14 protein-coding genes and 1 tRNA gene are annotated in these 15,010 nt (G+C 46.4%); 2 read left to right on the plus strand and 13 right to left on the minus strand.

Going from position 1 to position 15,010, the window contains the following annotated elements:
• Positions 1-102 precede the first annotated feature (102 nt).
• The 10 genes from B5D40_RS13155 to argB all read right to left on the minus strand — a co-directional run bounded on the left by B5D40_RS13155 (position 103) and on the right by argB (position 10,073).
• Positions 103-1,377 (minus strand): efflux RND transporter periplasmic adaptor subunit, encoded by a 1,275-nt coding sequence (locus tag B5D40_RS13155; RefSeq protein WP_073304151.1) that lies wholly within the window; start codon positions 1,375-1,377, stop codon positions 103-105.
• Positions 1,374-2,636 carry a TolC family protein gene (locus tag B5D40_RS13160; protein WP_158222183.1) on the minus strand — a complete coding sequence of 421 codons (1,263 nt, stop codon included), beginning with the start codon at positions 2,634-2,636 and terminating at the stop codon, positions 1,374-1,376. Before B5D40_RS13160 ends, B5D40_RS13155 begins: the two co-directional genes overlap by 4 nt.
• A 70-nt stretch (positions 2,637-2,706) precedes the next feature.
• Positions 2,707-3,552, minus strand: coding sequence for a lecithin retinol acyltransferase family protein (locus tag B5D40_RS13165; protein ID WP_078777280.1), 846 nt, complete (start codon positions 3,550-3,552; stop codon positions 2,707-2,709).
• A gap of 158 nt (positions 3,553-3,710) precedes the next feature.
• Positions 3,711-3,785: transfer RNA gene (locus B5D40_RS13170), tRNA-Val, on the minus strand.
• A 67-nt stretch (positions 3,786-3,852) separates the two neighbouring features.
• On the minus strand, positions 3,853-4,317 hold the full coding sequence (locus B5D40_RS13175) for a PTS sugar transporter subunit IIA (protein WP_073304157.1): 465 nt from the start codon (positions 4,315-4,317) through the stop codon (positions 3,853-3,855).
• A gap of 128 nt (positions 4,318-4,445) precedes the next feature.
• Positions 4,446-5,204 carry a type I 3-dehydroquinate dehydratase gene (locus B5D40_RS13180; RefSeq protein WP_078777281.1) on the minus strand — a complete coding sequence of 253 codons (759 nt, stop codon included), beginning with the start codon at positions 5,202-5,204 and terminating at the stop codon, positions 4,446-4,448.
• Between the two features lie 28 nt (positions 5,205-5,232).
• Complete coding sequence (locus B5D40_RS13185; protein ID WP_078777287.1) at positions 5,233-7,629, minus strand: HD domain-containing phosphohydrolase; 2,397 nt, start codon at positions 7,627-7,629, stop codon at positions 5,233-5,235.
• A 162-nt stretch (positions 7,630-7,791) separates the two neighbouring features.
• Complete coding sequence (locus tag B5D40_RS13190; protein ID WP_078777282.1) at positions 7,792-8,088, minus strand: hypothetical protein; 297 nt, start codon at positions 8,086-8,088, stop codon at positions 7,792-7,794.
• Between the two features lie 19 nt (positions 8,089-8,107).
• Positions 8,108-9,316 (minus strand): aspartate aminotransferase family protein, encoded by a 1,209-nt coding sequence (locus B5D40_RS13195; RefSeq protein ID WP_073304161.1) that lies wholly within the window; start codon positions 9,314-9,316, stop codon positions 8,108-8,110.
• On the minus strand, positions 9,297-10,073 hold the full coding sequence (argB, locus tag B5D40_RS13200; RefSeq protein WP_078777283.1) for an acetylglutamate kinase: 777 nt from the start codon (positions 10,071-10,073) through the stop codon (positions 9,297-9,299). Before argB ends, B5D40_RS13195 begins: the two co-directional genes overlap by 20 nt.
• A gap of 149 nt (positions 10,074-10,222) precedes the next feature.
• On the opposite strand from argB, the gene B5D40_RS13205 reads away from it, so the two are divergent.
• Positions 10,223-10,420, plus strand: coding sequence for a ferredoxin (locus B5D40_RS13205; RefSeq protein WP_078777284.1), 198 nt, complete (start codon positions 10,223-10,225; stop codon positions 10,418-10,420).
• A 73-nt stretch (positions 10,421-10,493) separates the two neighbouring features.
• Here B5D40_RS13205 and B5D40_RS13210 read toward each other — a convergent pair whose 3' ends face one another.
• The 3 genes from B5D40_RS13210 to B5D40_RS13220 form a co-directional block, all read right to left on the minus strand.
• Positions 10,494-12,086 carry a LamG-like jellyroll fold domain-containing protein gene (locus B5D40_RS13210; RefSeq protein ID WP_078777285.1) on the minus strand — a complete coding sequence of 531 codons (1,593 nt, stop codon included), beginning with the start codon at positions 12,084-12,086 and terminating at the stop codon, positions 10,494-10,496.
• Positions 12,083-12,928, minus strand: a complete 846-nt coding sequence (locus tag B5D40_RS13215) for a TIGR02147 family protein (RefSeq protein ID WP_078777288.1) — start codon at positions 12,926-12,928, stop codon at positions 12,083-12,085. Before B5D40_RS13215 ends, B5D40_RS13210 begins: the two co-directional genes overlap by 4 nt.
• Positions 12,929-13,099: 171 nt before the next feature.
• On the minus strand, positions 13,100-13,690 hold the full coding sequence (locus B5D40_RS13220) for a nitroreductase family protein (protein WP_078777286.1): 591 nt from the start codon (positions 13,688-13,690) through the stop codon (positions 13,100-13,102).
• Between the two features lie 238 nt (positions 13,691-13,928).
• Between B5D40_RS13220 and B5D40_RS13225 the strand changes: the two genes are divergently transcribed.
• Positions 13,929-15,010: hypothetical protein (locus tag B5D40_RS13225; protein ID WP_200804180.1), on the plus strand; the 1,082-nt coding region annotated here is incomplete at its 3' end.

The raw sequence follows: 15,010 nt of genomic DNA on the forward strand, positions 1-15,010 counted from the left end.
CTGTTGGAATGGCTATACTGTTTTTGCCTTCTGTGGAACGGAATGAACAAAAAATGCGAACGTCCTTATCTTACGTTCGCAAAGTGACTTTTTAAGGGCTGACTATTTATTCTTTCGTTTTTTAGGTCCCGGCATAAACGGGCTGGTTGCATCGGATTTTTGCAGAGTTCCTTCAATCGATTCCTGTTTGACTATGACAGAATCGCCTTCATCCAGCCCTTTTAAAATCTGTACATTCACTCCGTCGGTAATGCCTGTTTTGACCGGTCGCAAAGCCGCTTTCCCATCGATATTTATCCACACATGTTTTTCCCCAGAGTTCGCCTTTGTCCGAGAAAATTTTTCAGCAATGCCCTTATCCAAATTTTCTTTTGCCATTGGTGAAGACGGAGGCATCTCCGCGAATTTTTCTTTTGAATGCGAAGGATTTCCTTGCGGGTGCAGCATAGGCGTTCCTTCCGCAGGCGCAAACTTGATTGCAGAGGCGGGAACGCTGATGGCATTCTCCACTTCTTCCGTCACAATCGTACAGGTAGCCGTCATACCGGGAAGCAATTTCAAGTCCGGATTTTCTGCAACAATCACTACGGAATAAGTCACCACATTGGATGTGACCGTCGGGTTCAAGCGAACCGTTTCCACAACGCCTTGAAAAATTTCTTCTTGGAATGCATCCACTGAAAATGTGACCTTTTGTCCGGGCTTCACCGAGCCAATATCCGCCTCGTCCACTTTCGCCATGACTCGCATTTTCGACAAATCCTTTGCTAAAATGAAAAGGGTCGGCGCACTCATCGAAGCCGCAACCGTCTGCCCGACATCAACAGAACGTTCCAAGACCACGCCATCAATCGGACTTTTAATGATGCAGTAGCTCAAATTCAGCTTGGCTTGTCGCACTTCGCTTTCCCGATTCTGCCACGACAATTTGGCAGAATTCATTTCATACTCGGCATTTTCCAAATCTACAGTACTCGCGCTTTGATTTGCCGCCAATTTTTTTGTCCGTTCATAAACAGAAATTTTGTGCTCGTAATCTATTTTTGCGCTGGAAGCAGCGATTTGCGCCTGATACAAAGCCGCCTGCAATTTACTGCGGTCCAATTCAGCAAGCACCTGCCCCTTTTTAACTTTTGAATTAAAGTCCACATAAATTTTACTGATGTCACCAGACACCTGCGTACCGATATTAACCGTGTCCATCGGGCTCAACGTTCCCGTCGAAGAAATCGTTGTTTGAATAGTCACCCGCTTGACTTTTTCACTGACCAGAACTCCAACTCGATCGGTATCGGCTGAATAAAAGAACTTATAGGCCACAGCCGCGATAACAGCCAAAAAGCAAAGTATCGCCAATATTTTCAACCATTTTTTCATTGAAATTTTCCCATATAAAGTTCCAGCAAATTTCTGGCAAGGACGCTCGTGTATTTCGCCTGAATGAGAGTACTTTTGGCATTTAACAGATTATTTTTCTGCTCCAAAAAATCGGTAAATGTTATCAGTCCCACATTTCGTTGTTCCACGGCAACCGCATAGGATTCCTGCGCACTTTCGAGATTCGCCAAAGCAGCATTCCAGCTTGCATCGGCATTTTCCGCTTGAAGATAAAGCTGCTCCATCGAATCTTCCAAAGACTTTTCGGTTTCCCGTTGAGCCACCCGAGCGCGTTCCGTTTCAACTTGCGCAGAAAGCACCTTTGCCGAAGTCGTTCCGCCATCGATAATGGGGATGTTGATTCCCAGCGAAATGCTATGAGTATATCCGTTTTTCGCCTGACGCGCATACCTGTCCGACTTCCACGCCTGAAAACCCGAAGACGCTTCCGCTCCGAGAGTCACCGAAATCGAATTATTGCTATGCGCAATTTCCTCTTCCTTGCTAGCCGCTTGCACCTGCAAACTGTCGGACGTAAGCCCCGGATGATTCTTTTTGACCTCCGCCATCACATTCGCAAAAGAAGGAATCGCTCCCATATCCTCGGGCTTTTCGTATTCCGTTTGGGGAGCCTCTAAATTCAAGGAATCCGTCCGAGAAAGTTCCAACAATTGACGCAAATCCGTTAAGGCGATCCGCTCTGCTTGCGCTGAAGAAATCTGTTTTACCTTGGCTTGAGCCGCATCGCTTTTCACCAGAGCAAGATCGCTGCGAGTGATTGTTCCCGCTTCCAGCAAGCGTTCATTCAACGCCACCAGCGAATCGGAAAGAACCAAAGCGGAATCGGCAATTATCCGATTTTCTTTTGCCGCCAGCAAGTTCACAAAAGAATTCATGACCCGCTCCTGGACATTCAAAACCGCCAGCTCCGTATTATATCGGCTCGCTTTTAACAACAACTGCCGACTCTCCACGCTAGCACTGGTTTGCCCACCATCCCAAATTTTATAAGAGCCGGACAATCCCACATTCAAACGATAATGATCCTGCGACATCCCGTCAAACGGAGTATCATAAAGAGATTGGTTTATATGAGCCGAAAGAGTCGGACGCCCCGACGCCTGTGAAGACAGCAACGAAGCTTCTGACGCGCGTTCCGAAAGCTTTGCGCTTTCCACATCCAGGCTGCGTTCCCGCACCATTTTCACGCAATCTTCCAACGAAAACGCGTCCCAGGCCAAAGCGCGCCCGAAACACATACATAAAAAAAGCATCCCAATTCGACGTTTCACGCCATTGAGATGCCCGATAGCGCTCGTGCGTTGCATTTTATTCTTCGTCGGAGTTCTCGATTTTTTGAATCGCCTCCAATTCCGTCAAACGAACCCGTTTTTTTCGCAGGGCATTGCGTTTTACCGTATCGTTCAATCGAAACGCGCCATAAGTCGTCATGCCGAAAAGCAACGGCAGAAAAAACGGCAACAGGCTTTCGGACAGCGTCCATTTTTTGCGGATTCCAAAAACGGCAAAAAGGGGAGAAAGGGCAAATCCTATCCAAGAGCCGATTCTTCCAAAATAGCGATTCCGACGTTCCCTGCCGCGAATGCCTTCTGCAGGTTGCAACGCGCTCTGCGTAAAATGCGCGACGATGAACGACCCAATCAAAGCGGAACCTCCGCTCAACAGCAGACGATTTCCAAAAGGCAGTCTGCGGGTCAGCTTGACAATGCCAAGCGCATGCAACAAAAAGCCGACCAGAGCAAAACCGATAAGGAGCCGCGTTACCGCCGGGCTTTTGAAAGTGTCGTCAATGCACCAATTCACAAAATGCTCGCAATTATTGCTGTATAAATAATAAGACCGCTCGTACAGGCGCTTCTTTGCCCGTTCGACGGCCGCTTCGCCTGTGAATTTAGCCCGGGGATGCTCCACAACCCGAAAGCCATGTCCATCGCAAAATTTTTTAATGGAAGTTTTTACCACGCAGCCGTAGCGGATAAGCCCCGGCAATTTTAAAATATCCTTCCGAGAAAGCGTCCGAGCCATTCCCGAATAATGGATGACCCGCCCACGCCCAATGTAAATGCCATGGTGATTAAAAGCCGTCCGCGGAGAAACCAGATGGGCTCCCACAGGAGGTTCCTGAATCTTCGATTCGTCGATGATTTCGCTCATAGCAAAAATATAGATGAAAAAAGGGGAATTCGGTTATTAGTTATTAGTTATTAGTTTTCAGTTCCCAGTTCCAACTAGTCGAAGGGCAAGCAAATCGGGTGGAATTTTGCCTATACCCTCAAAAAAAGAGACTTGGTGCATCACCAAATCTCTTCAAGTGGACGATACTGGATTTGAACCAGTGACCTCTGCCGTGTGAAAGCAGCGCTCTAAACCAACTGAGCTAATCGTCCAAAGCACCGCAAAAATACAAAAGCCTTGATTTTACGTCAAGGTTTGCGGGCAATTTCTTTGCTCTTTTTACAGATACTTGTCTTCGGCGCGCCCAAAAATTTCCAAAAAATCCGCCTGGGTCTTGGCTTCGATCAGATCCTTGCGAACTTCCGCATTGGCGAGAATCCGGCTGACCGAGGACAACGCCTTGAGGTGCGGTCCCACCGTATTGCCCGGGCTCACGATTAAAATGAGCAGATGAACGGGCTCATTGTCCATGGCGTCAAAATCAATTCCCTTCTCGACCGTAGCGGCCACCATGCACATTCTGTCCACATAGTCAATTTTTGCATGCGGAACGGCAAGTCCACAGCCGATGCCCGTCGAACGGGTCTGTTCGCGCTTCCAAACGGCATCAAAAATTTCGTCGCGATGTTCCAATTTATAAGAAGCGCAAAGCGCATCGACAAGCTCGTTCAGAATCTGTTCCTTTGTGGAACTTTGGGAATTGATAATGACGCTGTTATCTGTAAATCGTTCAGAAAGACGCATATTGTTTCCTTATTTCTCTTAATAATTGTAGAAAAAAAAAGTAAAAATGGAGTTTTGCCCAAAGAAAAAGCGCAAATCTCTTTTTAAAACGCCATTTTTGATTTCCTTTTTTTGAAAAAACGACAAATTTATCCGATTTTCGCCATATTTTCAAAAATTTCAATCGCCCGCCGAACGGGGATTTGCCCGGGAGCGACAGAAGCCGCCAACGAGCAATAGGTCAAATTGGCCCCGAATGCCAGACTTTTTATTCGAGACTCCTCTCCACTCTCGCCCATGGCAAAAAGGGAAAAGAGTTCAAATCCAGGAGCATTTTGCTGAATAAACGGATACAGGTGGTCAAAATCCTGGGACCGGGAACTCATGCAGGCCGTTTTAAAACCGTTCGCCCCGACGTTCCGAGCCGCAGCAACCAGCGAAGCCAGTTCTTCGGCAGAAGGAATTTTTTCAAAATCGTGATGCGAAACGAAAAAACGCGTGCCGGATTTGCGCAAATCGCCTGCAATCGCCGAAAGTACGCCGAGTTCCTCGGCTTCCACGTCCACAAAATCCGGAGAGACTTCCGTCGAAAGAATCCTCTGAAAAAAGCCGACGCGCTTTGCAGAATCTTCCGTAGGAAACCTTCCGCCATCTCGTACCAAACGAATCGTGCCTATCAGCAGGGCTTTAGGAAAAAGCCGTTTGATTTTTTCGGCAACGAGAGCGCATTCATCCCCGTTTTTTTCGCAAATCAAATCGTAACGGATTTCCAGCGCAGAACACAGAGCGACCGACCGAAACAACTCTCCCTGCGGATTTTGCTGAATCTCCAAAAATGACGCCGCATCCAGCACCCCCGCAAACCAAGGCGCATGCGAATTAGCCAAAGAATCCATTTGCGTTTTCATTGCAAGACAATATAGCTAAACACGGATTTCAAACCAAATTTTCGTCGATTTTCGAACGGCCCGAGCGCATTTTCAGCAGCAAATCCACAATTTCGTCCCAATGTTCCAAGGCGACCTTGCCGATGGCAGGGTCATACATGACTCCCAAATTGCGTTCGATTTCTTTGCGGCAATACTCCAGCGACATCGAATCGCGGTAAACGCGTTTGCTGGTCATCGCATCAATGGAATCAGCAATTGCCAAAATCCGGGAACCTATCGGGATTTCCTCACCGGCCAATTTTCCCGGATAACCGCGCCCGTCGTAGCGTTCGTGATGGTGCAACACTATTTGAACCAATTCATGAGTGTAATTCGACTGCATCAGGATTTTCGCCCCGATAACAGGATGCTGCTTGATAATCGAAAATTCTTCGTCGGTAAGTTTTCCAGGTTTGAAAAGAACGGCGTCGCCAATTCCCACTTTTCCTATATCATGGAGATTCGCCGCATACGAAATCATTTGCACCGAATCATCCGAAAGCCCCAAAGCCCGCGCCAAAAGCGACGCATAGCCGCTGACCCGCTCCGAGTGGCACGCCATATAAACGTCCTTCGCTTCTTCCACGGAAATCAGGCACATGATTAAATCTTTGATATTCCGATTTTCATCCTTTTCCCGCGACTTGTGGTTACGCACCTTGTCCCGGTACATATTCAAATCCGCTTCCATTTTCCAATCGCTGATGGATTTCCGAACGCCCGCATCGTTTTGCAAACGGCTGTCACCTACGGCAATTGACAAATAATACAAAGCGTCTTTATTGTACTCGGCGATGTTTTTACACAGTTTCTCTTGCAAAAGAAAGATGGATTCCCTCGGAATTTCAATGACGACAGCAAATTCATCGCCGCCAATCCGGTAGCATTTTCCGTCGGGAGAAAATGTTTTCAAAATGACATCGGCGGCAGCCTTGATAAGAATGTCTCCCGCTTGATGGCCAAAGGTATCGTTCGCATATTTCAGCCCGTTCACATCCATCAAAAACAACGTCCAGTTTTCCTTCGCCGCGCTCTCCCGTTGAATGTCGTTTAGAGCACTGTCAAAAGAAAAACGATTTTCTAGTCCGGTCAAACTGTCCGTTGTAGCCACATCCTGCAAATGGGCGTTCATTATACGCAACTGGTTATTGGTTTGTTCCAACTCAAAGGATGTCTCCCGAATAAAAGTCGCCATGCGAGCTGCTAAAGGCAAGCGGGTATTCACAGGCAAATGGACAGCATTCCTTTTATCCGAAGATTTTTTCCCGGCATCGCCTTCCCGCATGGCTGCAATGACAAGCGTAATGTTGTGCTGATTCAAGCGACCCTTTTCACGAAGAAATTCCCCGTGGGAAAAAAATCCGGTACTGGCCGCTAAATCCTTGAACGCCAGAATTTCATAAGTCGGCTCATGTTGAATCCAAAACGCCTTTCGAGCTGCACAAGAAAAAATGCGAAGCACCTCGGGAGAAAAATCCGCGTATTTTTCGCTCTCTCCACGAACGCTGTCCAAAATCAACTGAGGCTCTCCATAAGACAAGCGCACAATCGCCCCTTTCTTCACATCGGACGACATCGTCAGCGAACCATCGGCATTACTGGCTGCTGGAGCCCGAACAATGGAAACCCCGTTATGTTCGTATAGCATCGGAAATTCGATCGCATTGTAAAAGAAATTTTCGTCGTTTTGGATGTTCAAATATTTGCGGTAAACTTCGTAAGCGGGGACGTTTCCCAATTTGTAAATAACGTTCCCCTTGGAGTGCGAAACGTGAAAATTTCGTCCAATTGGCTTCCAACCGCTTATCTTGCGCGCTTCGACATAAAAATCTTCGCCACCCCAAAAGAGAATAAGGATGCCGGAAATCGAAAAACCGCCGACAGACGAGAATACGCACGATTGGGAACTCGTTATGTCGGGAGAGCAGACGATACCGCCAAAAACCTGAATTTCCGGAGCCAAATCGTCCAAACCATCACAAAAAGCCGTCGTCGAAAACGAAGAAATACAATGGTAAATTTCTATCGCTTTAATCCAGGGGTTCGCCTTTGATTCGGCAACGATTTGCGCAGCGATTTCCTTGACATCCTTTTCTTGAAAATCATATTGTCGAATCATAAATTGCGTTGTCGGCTTTTCAAAATAAATTGCAGAAACCGAAATTTCCTCAGCAGCATCGCAATTGACAATATTGCCGCTAGTCGAATTGCCCAGCCAGGGAACTCCGGGGAAATAACGTTCTATCACATTCCAAACCGGTTCAATCGATTTTTCGGACAAAATACTGGAATGAATCTGAAAATACAACCTTGGGCTGCCATGATCCTGATGCCAAGACGCAAAATTTTTGATTTCATTTTCAAAATCTGCTAAACAATGAAACGAAAATGCTCTGCACTTCATAAAACAACCTTTAATTACTTTGCCGAAAAACAATCCTGCGAAAGCAGAAAAGAAAAAAGAAAGCCAGAATATATCGATTTTCTTGAACGACAAAAAATCGCTCGACAAGTCGCCAATAGAAATAAATTTTGAAATGTCGCCATTGCTTTTCCCAAAATAGACTTATCCGAAAAAACTTGTTTTTAAAATAATAATTTTTTCAAACACAGAAGAAAAGGGGGAATGGGCCATTCCAAGCCGGAATAAATTTTTACATCCATCAAAAGCCAGAATTATTGCAGAATCGGCGAAGCCGTTGGAAAAAGCATCCCGCAATTTTGCCAATCGGATGACTGCATTGTGACAAAACTCACGTTGCACCAAAAAATATTTCACAGCGCTTTCAAATTGCACACAAGCTCGCACAAAACCGATATTTCGGCCTTGTACAAAAAATGGTGGATGCAGAGCACCCACCATCTGAACATTTTCAAAAAAATCAACCGATTTCTTCGAAAGCTTTTTCCAATTTTTTCAAAGCTTCGTCGCATTCCTCTCGGCTTACATTCAACGGAGGAAGCAAACGCATCACATTTCCTTTTGCGCTCAGCACCAATAAGCCCGCATCCCGCGCGGCGACAATCAAATCTCCCACGGATTTTTCCGCAAGAATCGAAAGTCCCAAAATCAAGCCGTCTCCGCGAACTTCACCAAGGAAAGAGAATTTATTCGCCATCTTCTGCAATCCCGTTTTCAATTGTACGGAACGCTCGTTCACTTTTTCCAAAAATCCCGGAGCAGTAATTTGATTGACTACCGAAAGTCCTGCGGCACAGGCCACAGGGTTTCCTCCAAATGTCGTACCGTGATCTCCCGGCTTCAATTCATCCGCAATAAATTGCCGAAGAAGCACAGCACCCAACGGCAGCCCGCCGCCAAGAGCTTTGGCAAGCGAAACCAAATCCGCATGGAGACCGTATTTTTCTGCGCCAAGGAATGTTCCTAAACGTCCCATTCCCGCTTGCACTTCATCTACAATCACCAAGCAGCCGAATTTTTCTTTCAAACGGTTTACCGTATCGACCATTTCTTTGGAAAGCGTCATCACGCCACCTTCCGCAGCCAAGGACTCCAACATGATGGCGCAAGTATTTTCATCCACTTCTTTACAAAGCGCCGCCGTATCGTTCCAGGGAACATGAACAAAGTCACCCGGCATGTCACCAAAGCCTTCACGAATAGAAGGTTGTCCCGTCGCAGAAAGAGCTGCAAACGTCCGACCGTGAAAGCTGTTTACAAACGTCACGATTTTCTGGCGATTTTTTTCACCTTTGCGGTCAAAATATTTTCTCGCAAACTTAATGCAGCCTTCATTCGCTTCTGTTCCCGAATTGCAAAAAAACACTTTGTCAAATTTCGTTACTTCCAAAAGTTTTTTGCCCAAAGCAATTTGCGGATAATTTGGATACAGATTGCTCAGGTGCATAAACTTGCGAGACTGTTCCGCAATGGCATTGACAATTCCCTCATTTTGGTGACCCAAAGCATTGACTGCTATTCCCGCGCAGAAATCCAAATAGGCTTTTCCCGCCGCATCAAACAAATAGCATCCACGGCCTTCCACAAAATCCACATCCGGCTTACCATAAAGCGGAGCAATAACCGCTTTGTCCGATTCCAACAAATTTTTATGCAAGGATTGTTCCATAATTCAAGTCTCCATGAATTTGTTTTAAAAATGTTTCCGCGTCTTTCCAACCGAGAATGTGAATTTCCCCCAATCCGCGATGAATCGCCCGTAAACTTTCCTGCACTTTCGGAATCATGCCCCCGCTGATAGTGCCATCTTCTATTAAAGCGTTTACCTTGGCTTCATCCAAATTCGGAATGACATTTTTCTCTTTGTCCAGAACGCCCGGAACATCACTGACAAGCAAAAATTGATCGGCTTTGAGAGCTACCGCCAGTTCCGAAGCCGCCGTATCCGCATTGACATTCCAGGCAATTCCGTTCCCCATGGAAATAGGGCTAACGACAGGCGTCCAACCGGTTTTCCAAAGGTCCTCGACGATTTTCGGATTGACTTTTTCAATGTTTCCGACAAGACCCAGATCGACGCAGCCTTCCCGTTTTTTTGCTTCAAAAAGTTGCCCGTCCACGCCAGAAATACCGACGGCGTCCATGCCACAATTTCCGAGCATTCGCACCAATTTTTTATTCACATGGCCGGAAAGGGTCATTTCGACCATTTTCATAATGCCCGGGGTTGTCACCCGCAAGCCTTCAATAAAACGAGGTTCTTCCGAAAGAAGCGCGATATTTTCGTTGATATCCTTGCCTCCGCCATGTACAACCGCCACCAGACAATCCCGAGCGGGCAATGCGGCTATTGCACGGGTAAAATCCAGAAGCTTCGCCTCATCTATTGCCAGGCTGCCACCGATTTTTACGACGACTTTTTTCATTTCCAAATAAACCTCTTCGTATTTTTTTCAAATTTATTTATAATCCTCGGCTTTGTCTTTTCCTTTTCCAAAAGAATTGTTATATTCAATAAAAACATCCACCCGAATGCCAGAAACCACTTCTGAGCATTCATAACCAAAGGCAATCTATGGCTATCAAAAAAGTTTGGCTCGACGAATCGAACGACGAATGCGTTTCCTGCGGTGCTTGCGAAGGCACTTGCGATGCAGTTTTTTCCGTTCCCGAAAAAATGCAGGTAAAAGAAGGCGTCGATTACTCGAAATACGAAGACGACATTAAGGCCGCTGCAGAAGGCTGCCCGGCTCAGGTCATCAAGTACGAATAATTTTTAATTTCTTTTCAAAAGCAGACAGTTCTCGCTGTCTGCTTTTTTATTTCTTTGCAGCAAGCAATTCCTTTTATTCCCGCAAGATATTTCCTGCCGCAGCTTGTGTTTCAAATTCCATGCGAAGCCATTCCGCAGAACGGGCTTTTTTATCTACCCGAATTTCATCTAACGCACCATTCCAAGACTCTTCGCCGACCTCGTTTCCGCCAACGCGGAAAGGAAGGGGCGCATTAAATGGACGCACAGAAAACGCAACGGGATTTCCAACAGCTATTCCATTGACAAACATCGAAATAGAATCCTTTTGCGAAACGAGACTCACCCGGTTCCAATTCAAAGAATCCATCGCAACTAGCGCGCCGGGAAGTGAATCCCAATTAAAGAAATTGTAAACAGCAAATGTCGAATTGATGTTGTCGTAATACCATTGAATCCCAATAGAATCCGCAGCGGCGCGACTGGAGAACAAAACTTGATGCTTGTTGTTTCGCCCGTTCCAATACGCCCAAACGGACAAAGTAAAGTCGCCTTCAAACAAATCTTCGGGATCCACAGATATAGACTGTCCTTCTGAAATGGTCGTACCGTACCCGATGAACCCAAAAGCCTTATCCGAATCCGACGGGGAGTTTAAACTGGCATCGCCGTTCAAATGCAGAGCGGCAACGACAGAATCCGATTTCAAGAATGCGCGAGACGAAGAATCCGAACACCGACGAATTATATACAAATTCACATTTCCATCACCGGCGGCAATGCTATCCAAGCGCACCCAAAGCACTCCTTGCGAAGCTCTAGGCGTCCAATAATCCACTTCAAAATTTTGTTCTTTACCCCATTCCGAAACGATTTGAAAAGAATCCGGATTTGAAAAAGTCGCAAAATCTATCAGATTATTAAACTTTACGGGCATTACAAAATTTCGCAGAGTTTCCATCGGCGAATAGGATAACGCAACGGACACAGCCGTCGAAACGGACGATCCCAAAGCAACTCCGAAAGAAGAATCCGCATACAACGACGCGTCAGCAAGAACAAGAACGGAATCGTTTGCCGTCAGCGTTTTCAACTCCGGGAGAGCAACGCTTTGCCGATTATCCGTCGTCCAAAATGCAAAATACGACTCTGGAACGGAATCCTGCATATACACCAAAGAAATCATTCCCGAAGGAACCTCTTCAAATGCAAACACGCCATTTTCATCGACAGCGCTCGTCAAATGCGTCCCCACAATGCGAACACTTCCCGAAGACTCCGAAGATATTTTTCCTTCCAACGAACGGGAGTTTCCCAAAACAACTTGCACAGAATCGTCCGACAAATTCAACAGAGATTGATTCTTTCCTTGCTCCGCGCGAAGGGTTCGCATTTTGTCCGAGACGTTGTCCAAAGAAAAATTTCCCGCGCTGTCCGTCCAAGTTTCCAGGGAATCCGCTATTACCGCATATTTCCAAGAATCTTCGTAAAGAACAACTCGAGCACCTACCGCAGGGGAAACGCCGTCGGCCAAGACAATATGACCCGCGATAGAATTGCCAATATCCGTCACGCCACCAGCTGTTCTCGACTCTTGAGAGCAAGCGGCAAACACAAGCAAAAGCAGCATCCAAAATGCCAGCGGCATCCACGCTTTTCCTCTCCGCAATGCAAAATTCATTTTCATTTGGCGTCCTCTGTTTTCAACTTTTCACTCAACGGATACATTACAACCATCATTTCATAAATTTTTTCGACTTCTGGATCGTCGGCAGCCTTTGCCATAATTTTTTGCCGAGCTTCTTCTAAAATTTTTACAGCATAATCATAAGAGCTTTCGCTCATCGCCAGCGTGGTAAAAGCGGCAAAACGCTCGTGCGCTTTCTTGGATTCAATAGCCCCTATCGCCTGCTGCACATATTCCCGGCGTATTTTCCGCAAATTCATCGGGGAAACGTTCTTTGCGTCAATCATTTCCGCCGTTTTTTGAAATTTTCCGTCCACCGTTTTTTGGATTAAATTCCAGCGGATCATATTTTCTACAGCGACGCGCGCTTCTTCCGTGGGAATCGCCGGCACGACCATCCGAGCAAGACGCATCATGTCGCCATCAAATGCTGGCTGGCAAACCAATTCTCGCAAAACGGGGTAATACCACTTTGAAAAAAAATCCTGCTGGTCCTCTGAAATATGTACAAATTCATTTTTTGACCGGATTTGCACAATTTCGTCCCATGCGTTTTCCCGCTCTTCAACCTGCTTTGCCTGATTGTACTCCACCAGTGCGAAAAAATATTTCGACTGGATGTTGTTCAAATTCATCGCCTTGACCATTTTCGCTATGGATTTTTCGGTCAGGTTAAAACGCCCGCGAATGACATTCAGGCAATACGACGACGAACTGAAACCCGCTTTTGCCGCAAAAAAACGATGAGAAAAAATGGAACGCAATTTCTTTTGTTCGTCAAAATAATCTTTTAAAAACAGACGGTAATCGTCGTAATCAAAAAGCTTATCAATGGTCGACATATTCCATTTAAACATAAATTTTTTACACGCGGAAAAAGTTAAAAAGCCGGAAAAACAAACAGACAAGCCCGTTCTGAACTGTCCATTCTTAAATAAAATTTACACAGATCCGATGTGTTTAGGCGAATCGTTCCCGTTTTAGCGTGTAAAAAGCGTTTCTTGGGGCAAAATTCAGACAAAGGTGACCAGATTGCCCGTTCTAGGCAACGGCTGGCGTAAAGGAAAACCGCTTTCCGTAAGCGGATAACCGATAGCGACCGAGCCATAGACCCGTTCGTTTTCCAAAAGGCCTAAAGTTTGTAAATAGGCAAGCAAAGTCGGATTTTCATTCAGCCATCTCAACTGATTGATCCAGCAACTACCCAAATCCAATTCATTGGCTTCCAGCATCATATTTTCTATTGCAACGGATACATCCGCCATATTGTTGCCGTAATCTTTTTGATTCGCCACGACAATCAAAACCGGCGCTCGGTAGTGGAAAACATAGCCGCCTTTTCGGGAATTTAAAATAGAGTTGCGAATGCTTTTATACATCCCATCGGTCACTTCCATTTTGGAGAAAATACTTTCCACGAGTTCTGCAAGCCGTCGAAGGACATCCGCATTTCGGATGACCAAAAAATGATTCGTTTGATTATTGCCACCACTAGGCGCAAACCGCCCGGCAAGAATGATTTTTTCCAATTTTTCCTGTTCAACAGGCAAAGCCTTGTAACGGCGTGTACTGCGGCGAGAACAAATGCATTCGAATGTATTCATTTTTCAAATATAGGAATTCGAACGGCGAATGTTTGAAGCCCGGTTTGCGGCTCTGGGAACCGCAATCGTTCCCGTTTCCATTCAGCCGTTTGCAGTTGAGGGCAGGAAGCGTTTTACGCCGGGCGACAAAATGCCCCGCTTTCATTCGTTTTTACAAGTTGTAAGAAAAAACAGATAATTATTATATTTTACACAATTCAAAAATCACATCAAAGGAGAGAACATAAAAATCTTCACCTTGAAAACAACCGCCGCGAGCGCCGTTCTTCTGGGCATTATCGCCTGCGGAGACGACAGCAGCTCGGGAAGCAAGACCCCGGAAGTCTTCGGTACCAAGGACGACCTGCCCGAATGCACCGAAAAAATCGCCGGAGACACCCTCTACGTGGAAAGCGATTCCGCGGACTACTTTTGCGATGACGGCGAATGGGTAATCGTCGGCGATTCTACCGCTAGCGATACGACGGGAACGGACACTTCGGACGTTTCCTCTTCGTCTGGAAAGAACCCGAGCAGTTCCTCGGCGGACAGCAGCGCCGTAAGCGACTCGCTTTCCAGCTCCTCGGTGGCGGATTCCCTTTTGAGTAGCTCCAGCGCCGAAGTGAGCAGCAGCTCGGCAATCACCAAGGAAGTTGTTTTGGCGTGCCCCGACACCCTCATGGGAAACTCGATTTACGTCGACGGCGATTCGCTGGTTCTAGAGGACTTTAATCAATTCGCTTATTCTGCATATATCGGCAGCGCCATCCTGTTGGACGAAGGCTATAACGACTATTTAGTGCAACTTCCCGCATGGAATATCATGGTGGGTGACACCGCAATACTCTGCAGCCAGAGTCCTGCCATTGCCATGTGCAACGTGGCTAAAAAAGGCGGGCATTTTTCTAGCATCATTGACTCCACCAAGACCTACGGTCCCTGGATGGTGTTGCGCCTAACGATGCTGAACACCCCGGAAAATAAAAAGGAAATTCTGAATTTCGCCATCAACGAAGACATAGAACTTTGCGGGATGGACGATGTAAGGCTGTACGGCTGTCTGGGCAAAAACGACACCGATGTGGATGCATTCTTAGAATATGACCCAGCCAAAGAAGAATTCCAAATGAAGTTTTTCTTTGACGGAGACGCCCGATACAGCGCGGATTCGGCTGCCGCCCTTAAAATCGCCTTGGCCAATATAGAGTCCGCCATTCAAGATGGCGACCTGGCCAAGGTGGCTGCCCTTACCGGGCTCAAGTCCTCGGACCCCTATATGGAGTTGTTCAAAATCGCTTCCGTAAAAGGCGGTGTTGGCAGCACTCGCTATTTCTACCTCGA

The organism is Fibrobacter intestinalis (assembly GCF_900167415.1).
Taxonomy (GTDB): domain Bacteria; phylum Fibrobacterota; class Fibrobacteria; order Fibrobacterales; family Fibrobacteraceae; genus Hallerella; species Hallerella intestinalis.